Source organism: Cupriavidus yeoncheonensis, from assembly GCF_905397275.1.
Taxonomy (GTDB): domain Bacteria; phylum Pseudomonadota; class Gammaproteobacteria; order Burkholderiales; family Burkholderiaceae; genus Cupriavidus; species Cupriavidus yeoncheonensis.
Genome location: NZ_CAJPUY010000013.1, coordinates 27,579 through 48,702 on the forward strand (window position 1 = coordinate 27,579; position 21,124 = coordinate 48,702).

At 67.4% G+C, this 21,124-nt stretch carries 18 protein-coding genes and 1 tRNA gene; 10 read left to right on the plus strand and 9 right to left on the minus strand.

The window, feature by feature from the left end; translation table 11 throughout:
* Positions 1-181 precede the first annotated feature (181 nt).
* A complete protein-coding gene (locus KHO22_RS18375) occupies positions 182-2,014 on the plus strand; it encodes an ABC transporter ATP-binding protein (RefSeq protein ID WP_211948599.1) in 1,833 nt (610 codons plus the stop codon).
* 5 nt (positions 2,015-2,019) lie between these two features.
* Here the strand turns inward: KHO22_RS18375 and KHO22_RS18380 are convergent, their stop codons facing one another.
* The 5 genes from KHO22_RS18380 to KHO22_RS18400 all read right to left on the minus strand — a co-directional run bounded on the left by KHO22_RS18380 (position 2,020) and on the right by KHO22_RS18400 (position 8,515).
* Positions 2,020-2,550 carry a chromate transporter gene (locus KHO22_RS18380; protein ID WP_230426921.1) on the minus strand — a complete coding sequence of 177 codons (531 nt, stop codon included), beginning with the start codon at positions 2,548-2,550 and terminating at the stop codon, positions 2,020-2,022.
* The gene (locus KHO22_RS18385) at positions 2,547-3,104 is read right to left on the minus strand and encodes a chromate transporter (protein WP_211948601.1); all 558 of its coding nucleotides are present in this window, start codon (positions 3,102-3,104) and stop codon (positions 2,547-2,549) included. Before KHO22_RS18385 ends, KHO22_RS18380 begins: the two co-directional genes overlap by 4 nt.
* Before the next feature lie 131 nt (positions 3,105-3,235).
* The gene (gene parC, locus KHO22_RS18390) at positions 3,236-5,578 is read right to left on the minus strand and encodes a DNA topoisomerase IV subunit A (RefSeq protein ID WP_211948602.1); all 2,343 of its coding nucleotides are present in this window, start codon (positions 5,576-5,578) and stop codon (positions 3,236-3,238) included.
* Between the two features lie 71 nt (positions 5,579-5,649).
* Positions 5,650-6,447: a lytic transglycosylase domain-containing protein gene (locus KHO22_RS18395; protein WP_211948603.1), complete on the minus strand. Its 798-nt coding sequence runs from the start codon at positions 6,445-6,447 to the stop codon at positions 5,650-5,652.
* Positions 6,448-6,523: 76 nt separating this feature from the next.
* The gene (locus tag KHO22_RS18400) at positions 6,524-8,515 is read right to left on the minus strand and encodes a DNA topoisomerase IV subunit B (RefSeq protein ID WP_211948604.1); all 1,992 of its coding nucleotides are present in this window, start codon (positions 8,513-8,515) and stop codon (positions 6,524-6,526) included.
* Positions 8,516-8,824: 309 nt separating this feature from the next.
* Between KHO22_RS18400 and KHO22_RS18405 the strand changes: the two genes are divergently transcribed.
* A complete protein-coding gene (locus tag KHO22_RS18405) occupies positions 8,825-10,036 on the plus strand; it encodes an MFS transporter (RefSeq protein ID WP_211948605.1) in 1,212 nt (403 codons plus the stop codon).
* Entirely contained in the window at positions 10,033-10,176 is a 144-nt protein-coding gene (locus KHO22_RS18410; RefSeq protein WP_211948606.1) for a hypothetical protein, read from the plus strand. The genes KHO22_RS18405 and KHO22_RS18410 overlap by 4 nt, the downstream gene beginning before the upstream one ends.
* Here KHO22_RS18410 and KHO22_RS18415 read toward each other — a convergent pair.
* Positions 10,173-12,101 (minus strand): ATP-binding cassette domain-containing protein, encoded by a 1,929-nt coding sequence (locus KHO22_RS18415; RefSeq protein ID WP_211948607.1) that lies wholly within the window; start codon positions 12,099-12,101, stop codon positions 10,173-10,175. The two genes, KHO22_RS18410 and KHO22_RS18415, sit on opposite strands and share 4 nt — an antisense overlap.
* 214 nt (positions 12,102-12,315) lie before the next feature.
* Positions 12,316-14,415, minus strand: a complete 2,100-nt coding sequence (locus tag KHO22_RS18420) for a hypothetical protein (RefSeq protein ID WP_211948608.1) — start codon at positions 14,413-14,415, stop codon at positions 12,316-12,318.
* Between the two features lie 577 nt (positions 14,416-14,992).
* Here KHO22_RS18420 and KHO22_RS18425 point away from each other — a divergent pair.
* On the plus strand, positions 14,993-15,922 hold the full coding sequence (locus tag KHO22_RS18425) for an amino acid ABC transporter substrate-binding protein (protein WP_211948609.1): 930 nt from the start codon (positions 14,993-14,995) through the stop codon (positions 15,920-15,922).
* Positions 15,923-16,019: 97 nt separating this feature from the next.
* On the plus strand, positions 16,020-17,198 hold the full coding sequence (locus KHO22_RS18430) for a benzoate/H(+) symporter BenE family transporter (protein WP_211948610.1): 1,179 nt from the start codon (positions 16,020-16,022) through the stop codon (positions 17,196-17,198).
* A gap of 7 nt (positions 17,199-17,205) precedes the next feature.
* Here KHO22_RS18430 and KHO22_RS18435 read toward each other — a convergent pair whose 3' ends face one another.
* A complete protein-coding gene (locus tag KHO22_RS18435) occupies positions 17,206-17,712 on the minus strand; it encodes a hypothetical protein (protein WP_211948611.1) in 507 nt (168 codons plus the stop codon).
* Between the two features lie 249 nt (positions 17,713-17,961).
* On the opposite strand from KHO22_RS18435, the gene KHO22_RS18440 reads away from it, so the two are divergent.
* From KHO22_RS18440 to KHO22_RS18450, 3 genes are all read left to right on the plus strand, one after another.
* Positions 17,962-18,294 carry a DMT family transporter gene (locus tag KHO22_RS18440; RefSeq protein ID WP_211948612.1) on the plus strand — a complete coding sequence of 111 codons (333 nt, stop codon included), beginning with the start codon at positions 17,962-17,964 and terminating at the stop codon, positions 18,292-18,294.
* Between the two features lie 48 nt (positions 18,295-18,342).
* A complete protein-coding gene (locus tag KHO22_RS18445) occupies positions 18,343-18,492 on the plus strand; it encodes a hypothetical protein (protein WP_211948613.1) in 150 nt (49 codons plus the stop codon).
* A gap of 198 nt (positions 18,493-18,690) precedes the next feature.
* Positions 18,691-18,765 (plus strand) — tRNA-Arg (locus KHO22_RS18450).
* 265 nt (positions 18,766-19,030) lie between these two features.
* On the opposite strand, the gene KHO22_RS18455 is transcribed toward KHO22_RS18450, so the two are convergent.
* Positions 19,031-19,501, minus strand: a complete 471-nt coding sequence (locus KHO22_RS18455) for a lecithin retinol acyltransferase family protein (protein WP_211948614.1) — start codon at positions 19,499-19,501, stop codon at positions 19,031-19,033.
* A gap of 480 nt (positions 19,502-19,981) precedes the next feature.
* On the opposite strand from KHO22_RS18455, the gene KHO22_RS18460 reads away from it, so the two are divergent.
* Together KHO22_RS18460 and KHO22_RS18465 are read left to right on the plus strand one after the other, a co-directional pair.
* A complete protein-coding gene (locus KHO22_RS18460) occupies positions 19,982-20,212 on the plus strand; it encodes a hypothetical protein (protein WP_211948615.1) in 231 nt (76 codons plus the stop codon).
* A gap of 42 nt (positions 20,213-20,254) precedes the next feature.
* On the plus strand, positions 20,255-21,040 hold the full coding sequence (locus KHO22_RS18465; protein ID WP_211948616.1) for a PP2C family protein-serine/threonine phosphatase: 786 nt from the start codon (positions 20,255-20,257) through the stop codon (positions 21,038-21,040).
* Positions 21,041-21,124 lie beyond the last annotated feature (84 nt).

Sequence of the window (21,124 nt, forward strand, 5' to 3'; positions counted from 1 at the left end):
CTGGCAAGCCCCAAACCGGCAGCCGTTTCACCTGCCCCATGCAGCCCCGCCCCGGCGGGGCTGTTTGTTTTTGGGGGCGTATCATGTTGCGTCTGGCCCACCGCACCGACGCGCCCCCGGTTCCGGCCGCGCCATCCGACCCGGATGCCGCCTGGCCCCGAACGGACGCCATGGAACCGCCATGCCGATACGCCGCCTGGAACGCCTGATCGATCCCTTCCGCCATATGCCCGACAGCAAGCCGCCGGGCGAGGTATGGCGCTTCTACGCCTATTTCCTGCGCGAGGTCTGGCCGGTGTTCGGCGCCCTGCTGGTGGTCGGGCTGGTCGGCGCGCTGATCGAGGTATCGCTGTTCAGCTTCCTGGGCCGCCTGGTGGACCTGGCGCAGACCTCGCCCGCCGCGGGCTTCTTCAGCCGCCACCGCAACGAACTGCTGTGGATGGCGCTGGTCGCGCTGGTGCTGCGGCCGCTGTTCTTCGGCCTGCATGACATCCTGGTGCACCAGGTCATCAACCCGAGCCTGGCCAACCTGATCCGCTGGCAGAACCACCGCTACGTGCTCAAGCAGAGCCTGTCGTTCTTCCAGAACGACTTTGCCGGCCGCATCGCGCAGCGCATCATGCAGACCGGCTTCTCGCTGCGCGACTCGGCGGTGCAGGCCGTCGACGCGCTGTGGCACGTGCTGATCTACGCGGTCACCTCGCTCGTGCTGTTCGCCGAGGCCGACTGGCGCCTGATGATCCCGCTGCTGCTGTGGATTGCCTGCTACGTGGCGGCGTTGCTCTACTTCGTGCCGCGCGTCAAGCAGCGCTCGGTCGTCGCCACCGAGTCGCGTTCGCGGCTGATGGGCCGCATCGTCGACGGCTACACCAACATTGCCACGCTCAAGCTGTTCGCCCACACGCTCAAGGAAGAGGACTACGCGCGCGACGCCATGGCCGACCAGACCGACAAGGTGCGCCTGGCCGGGCGCATGGTAAGCGCCATGGACATCACCATCACCGCCATGAACGGCGCGCTGATCGCCGGCACGACCGGCATGGCGCTATGGCTGTGGAGCCAGGGCCGGGTCACGACCGGGGCCATTGCGCTCACCACCGGACTGGTGATCCGCATCAACAATATGTCGGGCTGGATCATGTGGGTGGTCAACGGCATCTTCGAGAACGTCGGCCAGGTGCAGGACGGCATGAAGACCATCTCCGTGCCGCGCACCGTGACCGACCGGCCCGACGCGCAGCCGCTACGCGTCACCGCTGGCGCGGTGCGCTTCGAACAGGTCGGGTTCCACTACGGCAAGGGCTCGGGCGTGATCGAAGGCGTGGAACTGGCGGTGCGGCCGGGCGAGAAGATCGGGCTGGTCGGGCCGTCGGGCGCGGGCAAGTCGACGCTGGTCAACCTGCTGCTGCGGCTCTACGACCTGGAGCGCGGCCGCATCCTGATCGACGGCCAGGACATTGCGGGCGTGACGCAGGAAAGCCTGCGCGCGCAGATCGGCATGGTGACGCAGGACACCTCGCTGCTGCACCGCTCGATCCGCGACAACCTGCTCTATGGCAAGCCCGATGCCACGGGGGCCGAGATCACCGAGGCCCTGCACCGCGCCCGCGCCGACGAATTCGTCCCGCACCTGGCGGATGCCAGCGGCAACGCCGGACTGGAAGCGCTCGTGGGCGAACGCGGCGTGAAGCTGTCGGGCGGCCAGCGCCAGCGCATTGCCATTGCGCGCGTGCTGCTGAAGAACGCGCCCATCCTGATCCTGGACGAGGCCACCTCGGCCCTCGACTCGGAAGTGGAAGCGGCGATCCAGGAAAGCCTCGAAACGCTGATGCAGGGCAAGACCGTGATCGCAATCGCGCACCGGCTATCGACCATCGCGCGCATGGACCGGCTGGTGGTGCTGGACCAGGGCCATATCGCGGAGAGCGGCACGCATGCGGAACTGCTCGCGCATGGCGGACTGTATGCGCGGCTGTGGGCCCACCAGACCGGCGGCTTCGTCGGCGTCGACTGATCCGGTCAGAGCACGCCGAGCAGGCCGGCCAGCCCGCCGAGGGCCACCAGCATCAACGGGTGCGCGCGCGTCTTCAGCATCAGCAAGACCGTTGCCACGGTGACGGCCGCCGCGCCCCAGCCGTGGTCGACGCTGCGCGCGAGCACCCAGCCCGACGAGAACAGCAGGCCGATCGTCAGCGCGGCCAGCCCGCGCCGGATCAGGCCGGGCCAGGTCGCATGCGGCGAACGGCCCGAGAAATATTCAAACGCGAGCGCGATCAGGCTGGACGGACCGCACATGCCGGACATGGCCACAAGCGAGCCGGCAAAGCCCGCCACCTGCCAGCCGAACAGCGAGACGAACAGCACATTGGGACCGGGCGCCGCCTGCGAGATGGCGTACATCGCCGAAAACTGCGCATCGGTCAGCCAGCCGTTGGCCTCGACCAGATAGCGGTGCATGTCCGGCAGCGTGGAACTCGCGCCGCCGATGGCCAGCAGCGACAGCGCGCTGAAATGGGCGAACAGGCTGCCCAGCACCTCGGCCGGGCTCACGTCCGCCCTCCGCGGCTCGCGCGCCATTCGAGCGCCAGCGAGAGCGGCACGAGCACAGCCATGACGGGCACGAGCGGCCAGCTCAGCAGGCCGATCACCAGGAAAGCCGCACCGCCGATCAGCACGGCGCGCGCGGTCAGCGACAGGCTTTGCGCCAGCCGGATCGCCATGGCAAGCATCAGGCCGGCCGACACCGCCGTCATGCCCGCCAGCATGCGCTGCACGGCGGGCACCTCCTGGAAGTGCTGGTACAGCAGGAGCAAACCCAGCACCAGTCCCATCGGCACCATGACGAGGCCGCTGAACGCGGCCAGCGCACCGCGCCAGCCGGCAAAGCGCAGGCCCAGCATCAGTGCCAGATTGATGACATTGGGGCCGGGCAGGACCTGGCCCAGGCTCAGCAGTTCGACAAAGTCCCGGTCATCCATCCAGCGGTTGCGCTCCACCACCGCGCGGCGCACGAAGGGCAGCACGCCGCCGAAGCCGGACAGGCCCATGCGGGCGAACTCGATGAACAGGGTGCGGGGTGTGGGGGGCGGTGCCAGGGAAGACATGGGAAGGAGAATGGCGACAACGGCAGGCGACAACGGCAGGCAACTACGGCAAGCAACGACGGCAGCGTGAAATCTGCCGCTGCGGTACGCCCCTCCCCCGCCTGCGGGAGAGGGGCGAAACCCTCGCGGGTTCAGTTCCCCGCAGGCGCCACAATCTTCACCGGATCAATCCGCACGCCCTTCAACTTCGTTTCCAGCGCCTTGCCCTTGCGCGCGCGCTTGCCGACATACGGCAGCAGGTTCGCGCCCGCCAGCTTCTGGGACTCAGGCTTGCCGCCACGCGGCGTGGTACCGGACACCAGCAGCCCCGGCGCGCCGACACCCACAGCCTGCAGCAGAGTCTCCTTCGGCTCCAGCTCCATCAGGATCACGCCGCGGCCGCCGGCCGACAGCACCTTGACCTCTTCCAGCGCCACCAGCAGCATGCGGCCGTTGCCGGACAGGCAGGCCACGTGCGTGGCCTCGTCGCCGATCGGCGTGGGCGCGAGCGGCGCATCGCCGTCATCCAGCGTCAGGAAGGACTTGCCGCCCTTCTGGCGGCCCGTCATGTCGCCGACCTTTGTCAGGAAACCATTGCCGCCCTGCGTGGCGATCAGCACGCGCTGCTCGGCACTGCCGGCAAGGGTATGGGCAATCTGGCTGCCCGGCTGCAACTCGATCAGCGTGGTCAGCGGCACGCCGTCGCCGCGCCCGCCCGGCAGGCCGGCCACCGGCACCGAGTACACGCGGCCGTTGGTGCCGAACGCCAGCAGCACGTCCACCGTGCGGCACTCGAACGTGTCGTACAGCGCATCGCCCGCCTTGAAGGTGAACTGCTGTGCATCGTGGCCGTGGCCCTGGCGCGTGCGCACCCAGCCCTTCTGCGACACCACGACCGTGACCGGCTCATCCACCACGCGCACCTCGGCGGCGGCGCGGCGTTCTTCCTGGATCAGCGTGCGGCGCGGGTCCTTGTCCTCCGGGCTGTATTGCTTCGCGTCGGTCTCGATCTCCTTGATGATGCGACGGCGCATCATGGTGTCGGACTTCAGCAGCACGTCCAGCTCGGCCTGTTCTTCGCGCAGCTCCTTGAGTTCCTTCTCGATCCGGATGGCTTCCAGCCTGGCCAGCTGGCGCAGGCGGATTTCCAGGATGTCCTCGGCCTGGCGGTCGCTCAGGCCGAAGCGCTCGATCAGCGCGGGCTTGGGCTCGTCGCTCTCGCGGATGATGCGGATCACCTCGTCGATGTTCAGCAGCACCAGCATCCGCCCGTCGAGGATGTGGATGCGGTCTTCCACCTTGGCCAGGCGATGGCGCGTGCGCCGCGTGACGGTGGCGAAGCGGAAGTCGATCCACTCGCGCAGGATGTCGCGCAGGCCCTTCTGGCGCGGACGGCCGTCCGTGCCGATCATCACGAGGTTGATCGGCGCGCCCGATTCCAGGCTGGTATGGGCCAGCAGCGTCTGGATGAATTCCTGCTGCTCGATGTTCTTGCTCTTGGGCTCGAACACCAGCCGCACCGGCGCGTCCTTGCCGGACTCGTCGCGCACGGCATCCAGCACGGCCAGCACCGTGGCCTTGAGCTGCTGCTGTTCCGGGGTCAGGGCCTTCTTGCCGGTCTTGACCTTCGGGTTGGTCAGCTCTTCGATCTCTTCGAGCACCTTCTGCGCCGAGGTGGCCGGCGGCAGTTCGGTCACCACCAGTTGCCACTGGCCGCGCGCCATTTCCTCGATGGTCCAGCGCGCGCGCACCTTCAGGCTGCCGCGGCCGGATTCATAGATCTGGGCGATATCGGCCGCGGGCGAGATGATCTGGCCGCCGCCCGGATAGTCGGGGCCGGGCATCAGCGCCAGCAGTTCGGCGAGCGTGATGTTCGGGTTGCGGATCATCGCCACCGTGGCCCCGGCCACTTCGCGCAGGTTGTGCGGCGGCACTTCGGTGGCCATGCCCACGGCAATGCCCGAGGCGCCGTTGAGCAGCACGAACGGCATGCGCGCGGGCAGCAGCCTGGGCTCTTCCATCGAGCCGTCGTAGTTGGCGATGAAATCCACCGTGCCCTCATCGATCTCGTCGAGCAGCAGGCGCGCGATCGGCGTCAGGCGCGCTTCGGTGTAGCGCATCGCCGCGGCGCCGTCGCCATCGCGCGAGCCGAAGTTGCCCTGGCCGTCGATCAGCGGATAGCGCAGCGAGAAGTCCTGCGCCAGGCGCACCAGCGCGTCATAGGCCGACTGGTCGCCGTGCGGATGGAACTTGCCCAGCACGTCGCCCACCACGCGCGCGGACTTGACCGGCTTGGAGTCCGCGCGCAGGCCCATCTCGTGCATGGCGAACAGGATGCGCCGCTGCACGGGCTTCTGGCCATCCGCGACCTCGGGCAGCGCGCGGCCCTTGACCACGCTGACGGCATAGTCGAGGTAGGCCCGCTCGGCATAGCGCGCCAGCGTCAGCGAATCCGCCGGCTCTTCAGGTTGAAACGTGATGTCTTGTTGTTCCATGGATTGGCAAGAAGACGGCGCGCCATGATGTGAAGCCGGCGCGCCGGGTGGCTTGTTTATCGGGAATCAGGTCAGGGCATGTTGCGCCGTCCGCCGATCACCATCTTGACGCGCGACGGCCCGCCGGCCGCCGCGCTGGTACGGGTCACGACCGGGCCGCCGCCGGGCTGGTAGAGCCGGTAGAACTGCAGCACGGTGCTCACATACTGCTGCGTCTCCGGGTACGGCGGAATCCGGTTGTTGTAGCGCTGCACCGCGCCCTCGCCCGCGTTGTAGGCGGCCAGCACCAGCTCCAGGTTGTCGGGAAACAGCTCCATCAGCCAGCGCAGGTAGCGCACGCCGGCCGAGATGTTGATGCGCGGATCGGCCAGCTTCTGCTCGACACTGCGGCGCGCATCGGCGCTCACGCCAAAGCGCGCGCCGGTGTCGGGAATGACCTGCATCAGCCCGATGGCGCCCTTGGGCGACACGGCCGACGGGTTGAAGCCGGACTCCACCGCCATCACCGCCTTGACCAGCGCCGGGTCGACGTCCTGCTTGTCCGCAATCTGGCGGATCATCGGTTCGACCTTGGCGATGTTCGGGTGGTTGACGATGTAGCGGTACAGCTTGTGCTGTTCCAGATCGATAGCGGCCGTGCCGGCCTCGCGCGAATTGCGTGAATCGCGCGAGGTATCGAAGCTGCCGCCGTCCTTCATGAAGAGCCTGTAGCGCGCGTCGAGCCTGCGGTCGGCGAAGTGGGCCACGCCATCCGCGTCGATGAAGCCATAGAGTTCGGCATGCGCCGCCGGCGCGCAGGCGAGACCGGCCACCATCAGCACGGCCGCAGCCGCGGAATGCCATGGTTTGCGTATCGGTCTCGTTGTCATGGTGCGATCCGGCTTGCGTGCGAGGACGCCAGAGGGGGCATTATCCCCCTTTGCCTGTCCGCGTACAGACCGCCCGTCAGATATCGGCCTCGACTTCGTTGCCCTTCTCTTCGAGCCAGCTGCGGCGCTGCGCGGCCTCGCCCTTGCCCATGAGCATGTTCATCATCTCGACGGTCTGCGGCAGGTCGAACTCGCCCAGCGCCACGGGCAGCAGGCGCCGCGTGTCGGGGTTCATGGTGGTCTCCCAGAGCTGTTCGGCGCTCATTTCGCCCAGGCCCTTGAAGCGGGAGATCTGCCAGCTGCCGTCCTTGACGCCGTCCTTGAGCAGCTTGTCCTGGATGGCTTCCAGCTCACCTTCGTCCAGCGCGTACAGCTTCTGCGCGGGCTTCTTGCCACGCGCGGGCGCGTCGACGCGGAACAGCGGCGGACGCGCCACGCAGACGTTGCCGGCGTCGATCAGCTTCGGGAAGTGGCGGAAGAACAGTGTCAGCAGCAGCACCTGGATGTGCGCGCCGTCCACGTCCGCGTCGGACAGGATGCAGATCTTGCCGTAGCGCAGGTTGGACAGGTCGGGCTCGTCGTTCGGGCCGTGCGGGTCCACGCCGATCGCCACGGCGATGTCATGCACCTCGTTGTTGGCGAACAGGCGGTCGCGCTCGGTTTCCCAGGTGTTGAGCACCTTGCCGCGCAGCGGCAGGATGGCCTGGAATTCCTTGTCGCGCCCCATCTTGGCCGAGCCGCCGGCCGAGTCGCCCTCGACCAGGAAGATCTCGTTGCGCGTGACGTCGGTCGATTCGCAATCCGTCAGCTTGCCGGGCAGCACGGCCACGCCGGAGCCCTTCTTCTTCTCCACCTTCTGCGCGGCGCGCGTGCGCGCCTGCGCCTGGCGGATCACGAGTTCGGCCAGCTTCTTGCCGTACTCGACGTGGTGGTTCAGCCACAGCTCCAGCGCCGGACGGCTGAAGGTCGACACCAGCCGCACCGCGTCGCGGCTGTTCAGGCGTTCCTTGATCTGGCCCTGGAACTGCGGGTCCAGCACCTTGGCCGAGAGCACGAACGAGGCGCGCGCGAACACGTCCTCGCTCATCAGCTTGACGCCCTTGGGCTGCAGCGCGTGCATCTCGATAAAGCTCTTGACCGCCTGGAACAGGCCTTCGCGCAGGCCGGACTCGTGCGTGCCGCCGGCCGGCGTGGGAATCAGGTTGACGTAGGACTCGCGCACCGGCGCGCCCTCTTCGGTCCAGGCCACCACCCACGAGGCGCCTTCGCCGTCGGCAAAGCCTTCTTCGCCCGGGTTGGCGTCCGGGTCGGCGAAATGCTCGCCCTCGAACATCGGGATCACGAGTTCGGCGCCGCTGCCCTGCGCCAGCGCTTCGACCAGGTAGCCCTTCAGGCCCTGGTCGTACTGCCAGGTCTGGGACTCGCCGGTCTTCTCGGTCACCAGCGTGACCTTCACGCCGGGCAGCAGCACGGCCTTGCTGCGCAGCAGGCGCTGCAGCTCGGCCTGCGGAATCGCGGCCGAGTCGAAATACTTTGCATCCGGCCACACCTGCACGCGCGTGCCGTTCTTCTTCTCGCCGCGCTCGAGCTTGCGCGAGGCCAGCGGCACGGTCACGTCGCCGCCGGAAAACGTCAGCGTCGAGGACATGCCGTCGCGCCAGACCGACACGTCCAGCTGCGTCGACAGCGCGTTGGTCACCGACACGCCCACGCCGTGCAGGCCGCCGGAGAATGCGTAGGCACCGCCCTTGCCCTTGTCGAACTTGCCACCGGCGTGCAGCCGCGTGAACACGATCTCGACCACCGGCACGCCTTCTTCGGGGTGGATGCCGACCGGGATGCCGCGGCCGTCGTCCTCCACGCTGACGCTGCCGTCGCGGTGCAGCGTGACCAGGATCTCGGAACCGAAGCCGCCCAGCGCCTCGTCGGAGGCGTTGTCGATCACCTCCTGCACGATATGCAGGGGGTTGTCGGTGCGGGTGTACATGCCGGGACGCTGCTTGACCGGCTCCAGGCCCTTCAGGACCCGGATGGAGGATTCGCTGTACTGACTGGTTTTGCTCGCCATGGAGTCGCTACGAAAGTGGAGATCCCGGCGGTTCGGGCGCGCATTCTTGGCTGCGCCGGGGTGCCGGGCACTGCATTGTAATGGAAGCCCGGACCGGCAATCGTGGTAGACAGGCGGGGCGCCGGTGAGCTTTCTTGCCCGCCGTCCGGATTACCATGCCGGCCGTCCGGACTTGCGGGCCGTGCCCGACGCGCTCCGGCCAGCCGGGGTAAACTCGCGCAGACCGGTCCGGCACCCGCATGCCGCGCCCGGCCAGCACAACAAGAACCACAACAACCGAGGCACCCCGCCGCCCGCAGCGAGCCCGATATGCAGAACCGACAACTCTCACTGACCACCGTACTCCTGTGCGGCGGCCTGCTCGTCACCCTCTCCATGGGTATCCGGCACGGCTTCGGCCTGTTCAACCTGCCGATCACGCAGACCCATGGCTGGAACCGCGAGACCTTCGCCTTCGCGCTGGCGCTGCAGAACCTGATGTGGGGCGCCAGCCAGCCCTTCGCCGGCGCGCTGGCCGACAAATACGGCGCGCTGCGCATCATGCTGATCGGCGTGGTGCTGTACGTCGGCGGGCTGGTGGTGATGGCGCTGTCGACCAGCGGCACGGCCTTCGCGACCGGCGCCGGCGTCATGATCGGCATCGCGCAGTCGGGAACGACTTACAGCGTGGTGTACGGCGTGATCGGGCGCGTGGCGAGCGCCGAGAAGCGCGTCTGGGCCATGGGCATTGCGGCCGCGGCGGGCTCCTTCGGGCAGTTCCTGATGATCCCGGTCGAGCAGACGCTGATTTCGGGGCTGGGCTGGCAGAACGCCCTGTTCGTGATGGCGCTGATGGCCTGCGCCATGCTGCCGCTGGCGTTCACGCTGCGCGAGCCGAACATGGCCGCGCATGACGGCGGGCATCACCAGACCATCGGGCAGGCCGTCCGCGAGGCCTTCGGCAACCGCAATTTCCAGCTGCTGACGCTGGGCTACTTCGTGTGCGGCTTCCAGGTGGTCTTCATCGGCGTACACCTGGCGCCTTACCTGAAGGACCAGGGGCTGGCCGATCCGAAGATCGCCACCGTGGCGCTCGCGCTGATCGGCCTGTTCAATGTGTTCGGCACCTATACCGCCGGCGCCATGGGCCAGCGCATGCCCAAGCGCTACCTGCTCTCCGCGATCTACCTGACGCGCTCGGTGGTGATCACCGGCTATCTGCTGCTGCCGCTGACGGCCGCCAGCACGTGGGTGTTCGCGGCCATGATCGGCTTCCTGTGGCTGTCGACCGTGCCGCTGACCAACGGCATCATCGCCCAGGTGTTCGGCGTGAAATACCTGTCGATGCTGTCCGGCGTGGTGTTCTTCTCGCACCAGATCGGCAGCTTCCTGGGCGCGTGGCTGGGCGGCTACCTGTATGACCGGACCGGCGGCTACAACACGGTGTGGATGATCGCGGTCGCGCTGGGCGTGATGGCCGCGCTGGTCAACCTGCCGATCCGCGAGCACGCGCTGGCGCGCCCGCAACCGGCCGCGGCATGACCACCGCCGCCCGCCAGCACGTACTGCGCGCCGCCGGCCTGCTGGTGCTGGCGGCGGCGCTGGTGCTCGGGTTCATCGGCTACCTGCGGCCGTCGTTCATGGTCGATCTGACCAATATGGTGCTGGCGTGGTGTGGTTAGCCCGCCTCGCCCTTCGACTTCGCCTCCAGCACTTCCCACCGCTCCAGCGCTTCCAGCAGTTCCATCTCGATCTCGTCGTGACGGGTGGCCAGCGTGGCGGCCTTTGCCGCGTCGCTGACATAGAGCGAGCCGTCCTCGAGCTGCGCGGCGATGGTCTTCTGCTCGCCTTCCAGCGCAGCAATCCGCTCCGGCAACCCATCCAGCTCGCGCTGCTCCTTGTATGACAGCTTGACCGTACGGTTGGCGCCGCGCGCGTCGCGCGAGTCCTTTGCCTTCACCGGCTCGGCCGCTTTCTGCTCGGCCTTGCGTCCCGCCTGCAGCGCGACGCTGCGCTCGGACTGGGCGACCCAGTCGGAATAGCCGCCGACCGATTCGCGCCATTGCCCTTCGCCCTCGGCCGCGATCGTGGAGGTCACCACGTTGTCCAGGAACGCGCGGTCGTGCGAGACCAGGAACACGGTGCCGCTGTAGTCCTGCAGCAGTTCTTCCAGCAGTTCCAGCGTGTCGATGTCGAGGTCGTTGGTCGGTTCGTCGAGCACCAGCACGTTGGCCGGGCGCGCGAACAGGCGCGCCAGCAGCAGGCGGTTGCGTTCGCCGCCGGACAGCGATTTGACCGGCGAGCGCGCGCGCTCCGGCGCGAACAGGAAGTCGCCCAGGTAGCTCATCACGTGCTTGCGCTGGCCGTTGACCTCGACCCAGTCGCTGCCCGGGCTGATGGTGTCGGCCAGGGACTTTTCCATATCGAGCTGGGTGCGCATCTGGTCAAAGTACGCGACCTGCAGGTTGCTGCCATTGCGCACGGTGCCGCTATCGGGCGGCAGCTCACCCAGGATCAGCCGCAGCAGCGTGGTCTTGCCCGCGCCGTTGGGGCCGATCAGGCCGACCTTGTCGCCGCGCATGATGGTGGCGCTGAAATCGCGCACCACCACCTTGTCGCCGTAGCCCTTGTTCACGTCGGTCAGCTCGGCCACGATCTTGCCGGAGCGGTCGGCCTGCGAGACCTCCAGCTTGACGTTGCCCTGCGCCTCGCGCCGCACCGCGCGCTCGTTGCGCATGGCCACCAGGCGCTGGATGCGCGCCACGCTGCGCGTGCGGCGCGCCTCGACGCCCTTGCGGATCCACACCTCTTCCTGGGCCAGCAGCTTGTCGAACTTGGCCTGCTCGACCTGCTCGGCCGCCAGGAGTTCTTCCTTGCGTGCCTGGTAGGCGCCGAAGTTGCCGGGGAAGGACAGCAGGCGGCCACGATCCAGCTCGACGATGCGCGTCGCCACGCGGTCCAGGAAAGCCCGGTCGTGAGTGATCAGCAGCACGCTGCCGCGGAAGACCAGCAGCAGGTCTTCGAGCCAGCGGATGGCCTCCACATCGAGGTGGTTGGTCGGCTCATCCAGCAGCAGGATGTCGGGCTCCGCGACCAGGCCCTGCGCCAGCGCCACGCGCTTCTGCAGGCCGCCGGACAGCGCGTCGACGCGCGTATGCGGATCCAGGCCCAGCCGGGCCAGCGTGCTTTCCACGCGCGTGCGCAGGTGCCAGGCACCGGCGGCGTCGAGTTCCGATTGCAGCCGGTGCAGTTCCGCCAGCGCAGCCTCGTCATGGCTGTCGGCCAGCCGCTCGGCCGCGGCTTCATAGCGCACCAGCAGGTCATGCGCCTGGCCCATGCCCTGCGACACGGCGTCAAAGACCGTGATGCCGGGCTCGAATTGCGGCTCCTGCGGCACGTAGGCCGAGGTCACGCCGGACTGGCGTGCGATCAGGCCGTCATCCGGCGCGGCCAGGCCCGCCACGATCTTCAGCAGTGAGGACTTGCCCGAGCCATTGCGGCCGATGAGGCCGACACGCTCGCCCGCTTCCAGCGAAAAATCGGTGTGGTCGAGCAAGGCCACGTGCCCGAAAGCGAGCTGGGCATCGGTAATGGAAAACAGGGCCATGGGAGGAAATCGGGCGGCAGAAGTGCAGGATCGGAAGGCGCGCCGGCAGCCGTGGGAGCTGGCGGCTTTGGCGCAAGGCAGGCCGCATTGTAGAACACCGGCGCGGGAACCCGTCCGCGGGCCTTGCGTCAGGTGACCGGTGCAAAAGAAGAAAGCCCCGCGGGCATGACCCGCGGGGCTTTCGCCGGAAATCTGGACCGGCCTGGCCGAAGGCTTAGTTGAAGGTATACGCAGCGCTCTTGCTGCTGTTGTCCAGCATGCGGTAGTTGAGCAGCAGTGAGCGGATGGAATTGGCGTTGAACGCAGCTGCCTGCGCGATTACCGCCGCCGAGGTCGCCCCCTTGGCCACCGTGGTGGTGGTGCTGTAGGTGCCGACCGGATCAACGCTGATCGCAATACCGCCGATCTGCTCAGCGGCGATGTTCTGCACCCAGTCCATGGTAGGCGACTGCTGCACGCCCGCGAGGCTGCCATTAGGATCGAGCAGTGCCAGCGAGCGGCTGCCCAGCGTGTTCCAGGGCAGGTTGACCGCCTGCGTGGCCGGGATCAGGTCGGTCAGCAGGGTTTTGCGGTAGGTGTAAGTGGCCGTGGTGTTGGAGCCATAGAAGAGCTCGATCTGGTACTTCGCACCGCGTGCGATGGCGCCGCTTTGGAGAGACCCATTTGCCCACGACACGCCACCCTGGTTGTTGCGGAAGGTGCCCGCGCCGGTGGCAGCCGTAATGCCGGCGGTGCGCCCGACCCAGTAATTCGGACAGTTGTAGGTCGGGTTCGGAGCGTTGGCAGGCAGGCCGCAACGACCGGTATCGCTTGTCACATCGCCGGTCTGGTTGGTCACGTCCATATAGTTCTGCCCCACCTCGGCGTCGACCGGGGCGGTATAGACCAGGCCCGCGACCGGCAGGCCCGGCCCCTTGATGCGCGCGCGCGTCAGCGTGTCGTTGCCGTTGACGCTGCCCGGACCCTTGGCGTTGACGCTGAACTGGATGCCACTCTGGAAGTGGCTGTAGTTGTTCGAGTTCGGGTTGCTGAAGCTCGGGTTCATCTGCTCCACGCGCCGCACCAGAGTCCTGACGGACACGTCCACCGGCTGGCCGTTGCCGGTCAGCCACCACGTGGACGCATGCGCGGCCGATGCGCTGTTGGGCACGTTGCTGGCGCTGACGATCTTGTTGCCCGGGTTGCCATTGGCATCCAGGTACTTGATGTTCAGCACGGCTTCGTCGCGCCCGGATGCGCTGTTGGCGGCCTTGGTGAACAGCATCACCTCCGGCACGCTGAACTGGGCGCCGGTCATGGTGTCGCTGATCAGCAGATCCACCATGAACTGGCCATAGGCGTAACCGTTGTGCAGGAATTCGATGCCGGCCCCGTTGCTGCTGCTGGCGCCGATGTTCTGGCATGCCGTGCCCATCGACGTCACGTTGTTGCCGCCCTGCGAAGCCGGCAGGTAGGCGCCGTCGAGCACGCGCTGCGGCTTGGTCAGGGCAAAGCAGGCGGTCAGCGCCTTGGCGAGCTGCTGGTTGGCGGCCGGCAGGTCGGCCACGCCCGCGGCCGGGGCGGCGAGCTGACCGCCGGCGTTGTCGGCCGTGGCCAGCACCACCGGGGTCGGGTTGTCGATGGTCGACAGGGCCAGCTTGCCGGTGGACGGATCGGTCACCACCTTGACCACGTCCAGCACCTGGTCGGCGGTGTTGCCGGTATTGGACACCGTGGCGGCGCTGATGGCGGTGCTGAAGGGGTTGTAGTTCGCCGGCGCGCCGATGGCGCTCAGCACGTTGCCGAGCTGCGTCAGCACATTGGCCGTGACCTGCTGCAGCTTGGCGGCATCCACCGTCTTGCTGTTCACCACGCTGAGCGCGTTGCCGTCCGCCGCGAGCTGGGCCACGATGGCCGTGGTCAGCGGCGTGGCATTGACGGTCAGGGCGGCGCCGGCCGCCGGCGCGCTGGTGGCTACGCTGACCAGCGGGGCCGTGTTGCCGCTGGGATCCGTGACCACGATGAAGAAAGGCGCTGTCGCGCCAGTCTTCAGCGTACAGGTATAGGTGCCCAGTGCCGAAGTGGTGATGCTGGCTTCCTCGCAAGGCGAGACGCCGTTGGCATCGGTCACCGAGACATTGGCATTGGCCAGCGCGCTGCCGGTGGCAGCGGTGCCGCTCAGCGTGGACTTGCTGACCGGCTGGTCGGGATTCGACGCCGCCGGCGGCGTCGTGTTCGTAGCGGTGTTGCTGTCTCCGCCGCCGCAGGCGGACAGGGTCAGCAGCGCGGCACCCGCCATGGCGAGTGCGAGCGCGTTGTAGCGTTGGCTCTTCATCAGGTGATTTCTCCGTTCCTTTTTCCTCAAGGCTGCCCGTCGGCCTTCGTAGGCCTTGTTCGTCCGTCCGTTGGGTCTGCATGCCCATGACGGCGAAAACCTCGCCCCTTTGAGTCGCGCCGCAACCAGGAGGCGGCGATTCAAGCAGGCGGGATGGCAGCAGGGGCAAAATCTACGCACCTTTGGTTGGTGCCGCACCCCCTCGAACGAGGTAAAAAAGAAAGGGCCCGCAACGCGGGCCCAAGAGTCTCTCCTCGGTGCCCTGCTCGCAGGACACGGAACCAAGCATATCAATCGCCGTTACATCACTCCAGTTCGGAGATATCCGTAAGGGAAAGCCCCGTCAACTGGGGTGGCGGCCCGCCGTTGCATGCGTCGTACGGCCGTCTTGTCGCATGGTTGTCTGCGACCCGGCGCACATGGAACAATAGCCCGCGCAGCACGCATGCGTCCGGGGACCACATTCCCCCGCATGCGTGCCTGTCCGGGGTACAGCGACAACGACAACTCAGAGCCGCACGGAACCAGACCTAACGGCCGCCACTTGCTTTTCGATTTTCCATTGACGGGGGTTTCCATGATCGAACCGGGTCAGTCGCGCCGGGCTTCGCGCCCGAATGTCGCCTTTGTCTTGTCTTCCCTGGCCTGCGCCGGCTCGCTGGCCGCCGGCGTTGCAGAGGCCGCCACGGCGCCGGTCCTGCAGCATATCCAGCAGACCGGCGTTATCCGCATTGCCCACCGCGAAAGCTCGGTGCCGTTCTCGTTCGTGGCCGACGGCAAGCCGGTCGGCTACGCGGTGGACCTGTGCCTGAAGATTGCCGATGCCGTGCGCACTTCGCTGCATCTGCCCGGCCTGCGCGTCGAATGGGTGCCGGTCACGCCGGCCAACCGGATTCCCGCGATCGTCGAAGGCAAGGCCGACATGGAGTGCGGCTCCACCACCAACAACCGCGAGCGGCGCGAACAGGTTGCCTTCACCATCCCGCACTACATCGCCGGCAGCCGCATGATCGTGAAGAGCGGCTCGGGCATCGCCAGGTGGGCCGATCTTCGCGGCAAGACCGTGGTCTCCACGTCCGGCACCACGCCGCTGGCCATGCTGCGCAAGATGGACGAAGGCGGCGTGATGCAGTGGCGCCTGATCGAGGCCAAGGACCATGCGCAGGCCTTTGCCATGGTGGAAGCCGGCAAGGCCGACGCCTTCGTGATGGACGACGTGCTGCTGTACGGCCTGCGCGCCAACGCCAGCCACCCGGCCGATTTCAAGGTCACGGGCGAGATGCTGACGATCGAGCCCTACGCCATCATGCTTCCCAAGGGCGACGCCGAATTCAAGAAGCTGGTGGACAAGACGCTGGTCGCCGCCGTCTACGACCAGGAAACGCCAAGGCTGTACCACAAGTGGTTCCAGGCCCCGATTCCCCCGCATGGCATCACGCTCGACATCCCCATGAGCTACCTGCTGCGCGATTCCTTCAAGTTCCCGAGCGACAAGGTGGCTGACTGACGGAAGCGGAAGCGGCAGCCCGGGCGTTGGTGCTGGCCGGCACTCATGCGAAGATGTCGGCCGTGCCGATTAGGCCCCATTTCCGCAGCCGTCCGCCATGCCTGCCGCTTCCCTGAAATTCTCCGACCTTTCCGTCTCGGCTGTCGTTGCCGGCCTGATCGCCACGCTGACCGGCTACACCAGTTCGCTGGTGCTGATGATCCAGGCCGGGCAGGCCGCGCACCTGAGCAGCGCGCAGATCGCGTCATGGCTGTGGGCGCTGTCCATCGGCATGGGCGTGACCACCATCGGCCTGTCGCTGGTTATGCGCGTACCGGTCGTGGTGGCGTGGTCCACCCCCGGCGCCGCGCTGCTGATCGCCAGCCTGCCCGGCGTGCCCTACCCGGAAGCGATCGGCGCTTTCCTGATGGCGGCGCTGCTGATGACGGCCGCCGGGCTGACCGGCTGGTTCGACAAGCTGATGCGCGCGCTGCCGGCCAGTATCGCTTCGGCCCTGCTGGCGGGCATCCTGTTCCGGATCAGCGTGGATGTGTTCGTGCAGGCGCAGGACCAGACCGTGCTGATGCTGGCGATGTTCGCGGCCTACCTGGCCGGCCGCCGCTGGTGGCCGCGCTACGCGGTGCCGGGCGTGCTGCTGGTCGGTATGGCGCTGGCCGGCGCGCTGGGCCAGTTGCACTTCGAAGGGTTCCGGCTGGCGGCGGCGGTGCCGGTCTGGACCACGCCGGCGTTCTCCTTCCAGGCCTTCGTCAGCATCGCCATCCCGCTGTTCATCGTGGCGCTGGCCTCGCAGAATATCCCGGGCCTGGCGGTGCTGCGCGCCGATGGCTATCACGTGCCGGCATCGCCGCTGATCACCGTGACGGGCTTCGCCTCGGCCGTGCTGGCGCCGTTCGGCTCGCACGGCATCAACCTGGCAGCCATCACGGCCGCCATCTGCACCGGCCCGCAGGCCGACGCCGATCCCGCCCGGCGCTACACCGCGGCCGTGGTCTGCGGCGTGGGCTACCTCGTGGCCGGCATCCTGGCCGCCAGCATTGCGGCGCTGTTCGCGGCATTCCCGAAGGCCGTGGTGGTGGCGCTGGCGGCCTTCGCGCTGCTGGGATCGATCGCCAACGGCCTGACCGTGGCCATGCAGACGCCGGACGAACGCGAAGCCGCCCTGCTCACCTTCATGATCACGGCGTCCGGCATGACACTGGCCGGCGTGGGCTCGGCCTTCTGGGGCGTGGCGGGCGGCATGCTGGCGCTGTTCGTACTGCGCCGCAAGACCGGCTGAGGCCGGCTTAGAGCACCAGGAAGGCGACATCCCTGAACCGGATGTCTTCGAGCGCGACGCCTTTTCGGCGCTGGAACAGCACGTGCTGGAGCACGCGGTCGCGATGTTGGCAGAACGTGGCGGTGTCGAAGCGCAGCGCCGCCACGCCGTAGTGCTCGGCCAGCAGCTTGTAGACGCGGTGGCGCACCAGCAGCATCTCGTTCTCGGTCTGCAGGCGGCCGACCTCGGCGGCCTGCTCCTCTTCGAGCTGGCGCATGCTGACCACCACGCGCGCGTGCATGCCGCGATAGCGGTCGACTTCCGCATGCGACTTGCGCAGTTCCTCGCGCAGCGCCCGGACTTCATGCATCAGCTTGAGATTGCTCTGGACCCCGCGGTGAATGCGCGACGCCTCCTCCAGGGCGTAGTCCGCCGCAGCGATGGTGTTCTGCCAGACACCCGATTCGTCAGCCTCCGCGACTGCCGTACGGGTGGCCGGCCAGACTGTCTCCCCGTCAATACCTTGATTGCTCATACCGCTCCCCCAGAACTGAAAACACCCGCCGCCGTGCGTTGTTGTGGATAGTCGGCCTGGTCGGGTACCGCTGCGATGCCGTGACAGCCTGCATGTCACTCAGACTGCACACTATCATTCAAGCCTGCAATTACGCTTTGCACAACCACCGCAAGGGAGGGCTACCGGCCTCCTGCGTTGTCTGCACAACCTTTGCCTGCTTCCGGCGCCGGCCATTCCCGCCCGCCGCCGGCTTTCTTTGTTTCACCTATGAACGGATATCTGCTCCTTACGTTGGCCATCGTGGCCGAAGTCATCGCCACCAGCAGTCTCAAGGCCGCCGAGAATTTCACCCGGCTGGTGCCCAGCATCCTGGTCGTGGCCGGCTACGCCTGCGCCTTCTACCTGCTGATGCTGGTCATGAAGACCGTGCCGGTCGGGGTCGCCTATGCCATCTGGAGCGGCGCCGGCATCGTGCTGGTCACGCTGATCGCCATGGTGCTGTACCGCCAGGTGCCGGACCTGGCCGCCTGCCTGGGCATCGTGCTGATCATCGCCGGCGTGGCGGTGATCCAGCTTTTCTCGAAAACCAGCGGGCACTAGGTGCAGTGGCACCTAGAATGAAGTCGGTTCCTGCCATAGGAGACCACCATGCTTACCGCCCTGCTCTTCGCCGCAGTCATCATTGCCCTGTACATCCTTGCCGTGCGGGCCGAATTCTTCCATAAGTCGCCGTTCTACCCGGAGCACGAACACCCGGTGCAGTACTGGTGGAATCGGCTGGTGCATCACAGAAAATAACCCGATGGCGGCGTGGATGCCGCCCTTCTGAAGCCGCCTCCGAGGCGGCTTTTATAGAGGCCTCGCCGGAGGCATGGCGCGCACTGGCGTTGCCAACTCCGCCCGGAACCCGCTCCAGGCGGGAGGATTTTGATATACTCCGCCCCGTCTTCAGGATCACCGCAACCCTGCGGAACGACGGTCCTGACAGCTCTGTCCCTCGCCGTAGTTCAATGGATAGAACGAGCGCCTCCTAAGCGCTAGATACAGGTTCGATTCCTGTCGGCGGGACCAAGCCTTCGCTTCATCCACACCCAAGCTCCCAGCACCCCTGTCACCGCCGCCGGCATTCGCCTGCCATCGGGGATCGCCCCTGCGAAGCCAGCCGCGCGCGGCGCGGGGCGTGGCGGCCGAACCTGCTGCCGGCGTGCCGGCCTCCCGCCGCGGCGACGGCAGGCTGGCCGTTGCGGTGGCTCTGGCGTCCGCGATACACGGCGCAATCTGCTCTGACGATCAGTCCGGACATGGCTGCCTCCTTGGTGTTCTGTACAAAAACGTTTCAGGCCGCCCGCAGGCTGACCTGCAGGGCGGTAGCCGCGAACCGCAACACGGCGTACAGCGCGGCGCGGGGGTGGCGCAGGCAGGCCTCCACCTGCTCGCTGCGGCTTTCGCCGGACAGGCACCATGAGCAGAAGTGCTCGCAGTTGTTGGAAAGCAGGCGGTAGCGGTTCTCGCCCAGGCGGGAACGGGCGCGTGCCACCGCCTCGACGCCGACAAAGCGGGCGCACGGCTCCAGCCGGACCGCCACGGCGCAACCGGCGGCAAACGCTTCCAGGCTGGTTTCCTCGACCGGGCCGGCCTGCAGCGTATGGGCAAATCCCGCATAGTGGATGACCCGGCCCCGGCCGGCGTAGATGCCGTGATGCGCGTAGCCGTGGCGCCCCGTTACCAGATGGGCGCCCAGCGGCAGGTCCGAGGCCAGGCTCGCGCCGTCATGGTGTTTGAATTGTTGTTCGTGCTGGTGTGGCATGGCTGGCCTCGGATGTCTGGTGTCTGGTTGCCGCAGTCATTGCGGCGTCGTTGCCAGACGCTCTGCACGAGGCGTGCCAAGGCGTCCTTTTCGTGCCAGCTCAATGATTGCCGGGAATGTGGCGCCATGGAGCCCCGGCAACTGTTGCCTGGCGGCCAACGCCATGGCGGCAAGATTGTTGGCCGGGCACCACCATTCCACCCCGCACCAGGGGCAACCTCGGAAACCGGGAACCAAGCGGATACGCCCGGAAACTGGTGGACAGAGCCCACCACTCCCGCGCCAGGATGTCGGTCCATCGCCAACGCTTGCTCCGCGCCGGCAACGCCAGCCCGCACGGGCATCGGCACGTAACCCGCCCCAGACAAGGCTCTCGCCGCCGCGGCCCGCGCCGGTGATGTCCATGGCACAGTGATTGCGTGGCCCATGGCACGGATGGACACTGCCCGGACCCTCGGACGCCGACGCCATGGCGCGTCCGTGGCGCAACGGCACGCCGAGGGCGTTTGGCTGGATGCATCCGTGCGTCCAGCGCACGGCGGTCTCCGAGGACGGAGACAGGCGATCAACTTTTACGAGATCAACAACAACTTCTATGCTGTTCAGATGAACAACCCGTTCCAGACCGTCGACGTCCGGAACCGCGCGCCCAGTCCGAGCATCGGCGCTGACGCCGATCAGGGCACGCGCACTGTCGGCCGGCTGAACTGAGCATGGCGTTGCCGGACGCGACCGCGTCCGGGACCTGCGCTGATGGAGGGCATCTTGACTGGCGTGACGCAATTCCGCTGGGCATCGGCGGCCTGCACCGACGTAGGCCGTGTACGCGAGCGCAATGAGGACGCGTGCCTGGATCTGCCCGATCAGGGCATCTGGGTCGTGGCCGACGGCATGGGCGGCCACGCCGTCGGCGATTTCGCGAGCCAGGCCGTCACGCAGGCGCTGGCGTCCCTGGCGGCACGGCCGTTGCTGGAAGAGCGGCTCGCCGACGTAGGCGCCGTGCTGCAGGACGTCAACCGTACGCTGATTGCCGAAGCCGCGCGCCTTCAGGTGCGCTGCGTAGGCACCACCGTGGTGGTGCTGGCAGCGGGCGACCGGCGTTGCGGATGTCTCTGGGCCGGTGACAGCCGGCTCTACCGGATGCGCGACGGACGCCTGCAGCGGCTGACGCGCGACCACAGCCAGGTGGAGCGGTTGCTCGCACGCGGGCTGATCACCGCGGAGGAAGCGCGGCACCATCCCGCGCACAACACCATCACGCGCGCCGTTGGCGCGGCCGACACGCTATTGCCGGAACAGCTGTTCGTCGATGTCGCCGGCGGCGATGTGTTCCTGCTTTGCAGCGATGGGCTGAGCAATGAAGTCGAAGAGGACGCCATTGCATCCGTGCTGGCCGCCGGGGGCGACCTGGATGCCGCCGCCCAGGAGCTGGTGAAAATGGCGCTGGATCACGGGGGACATGACAATGTCACTGTGGTGGTGGTACGGGCGGAGGATCCCTATGGGTCGGACAGGACGTTGGTGAATCCGGAGCTGTAAGCCCTGCTTCGTCTTTCACCGAGCCGGGCGCAGCGAACCGCCGCGGCCGGCTGAACACGCCAGGCCCCGGAACCCCATCACACC

Excerpts from the sequence above, each read along its gene's own strand:
- KHO22_RS18440 (WP_211948612.1), top strand. The coding sequence starts at position 17,962 with ATGAACGGATATCTGCTCCTTACGTTGGCCATCGTGGCCGAAGTCATC.
- parC (WP_211948602.1), bottom strand. The coding sequence starts at position 5,578 with ATGGAACAACAAGACATCACGTTTCAACCTGAAGAGCCGGCGGATTCG.
- KHO22_RS18435 (WP_211948611.1), bottom strand. The coding sequence starts at position 17,712 with ATGAGCAATCAAGGTATTGACGGGGAGACAGTCTGGCCGGCCACCCGT.
- KHO22_RS18415 (WP_211948607.1), bottom strand. The coding sequence starts at position 12,101 with ATGGCCCTGTTTTCCATTACCGATGCCCAGCTCGCTTTCGGGCACGTG.
- KHO22_RS18375 (WP_211948599.1), top strand. The coding sequence starts at position 182 with ATGCCGATACGCCGCCTGGAACGCCTGATCGATCCCTTCCGCCATATG.
- KHO22_RS18395 (WP_211948603.1), bottom strand. The coding sequence starts at position 6,447 with ATGACAACGAGACCGATACGCAAACCATGGCATTCCGCGGCTGCGGCC.
- KHO22_RS18405 (WP_211948605.1), top strand. The coding sequence starts at position 8,825 with ATGCAGAACCGACAACTCTCACTGACCACCGTACTCCTGTGCGGCGGC.
- KHO22_RS18465 (WP_211948616.1), top strand. The coding sequence starts at position 20,255 with ATGGAGGGCATCTTGACTGGCGTGACGCAATTCCGCTGGGCATCGGCG.
- KHO22_RS18455 (WP_211948614.1), bottom strand. The coding sequence starts at position 19,501 with ATGCCACACCAGCACGAACAACAATTCAAACACCATGACGGCGCGAGC.
- KHO22_RS18400 (WP_211948604.1), bottom strand. The coding sequence starts at position 8,515 with ATGGCGAGCAAAACCAGTCAGTACAGCGAATCCTCCATCCGGGTCCTG.
- KHO22_RS18445 (WP_211948613.1), top strand. The coding sequence starts at position 18,343 with ATGCTTACCGCCCTGCTCTTCGCCGCAGTCATCATTGCCCTGTACATC.
- KHO22_RS18425 (WP_211948609.1), top strand. The coding sequence starts at position 14,993 with ATGATCGAACCGGGTCAGTCGCGCCGGGCTTCGCGCCCGAATGTCGCC.
- KHO22_RS18420 (WP_211948608.1), bottom strand. The coding sequence starts at position 14,415 with ATGAAGAGCCAACGCTACAACGCGCTCGCACTCGCCATGGCGGGTGCC.
- KHO22_RS18410 (WP_211948606.1), top strand. The coding sequence starts at position 10,033 with ATGACCACCGCCGCCCGCCAGCACGTACTGCGCGCCGCCGGCCTGCTG.
- KHO22_RS18385 (WP_211948601.1), bottom strand. The coding sequence starts at position 3,104 with ATGTCTTCCCTGGCACCGCCCCCCACACCCCGCACCCTGTTCATCGAG.
- KHO22_RS18430 (WP_211948610.1), top strand. The coding sequence starts at position 16,020 with ATGCCTGCCGCTTCCCTGAAATTCTCCGACCTTTCCGTCTCGGCTGTC.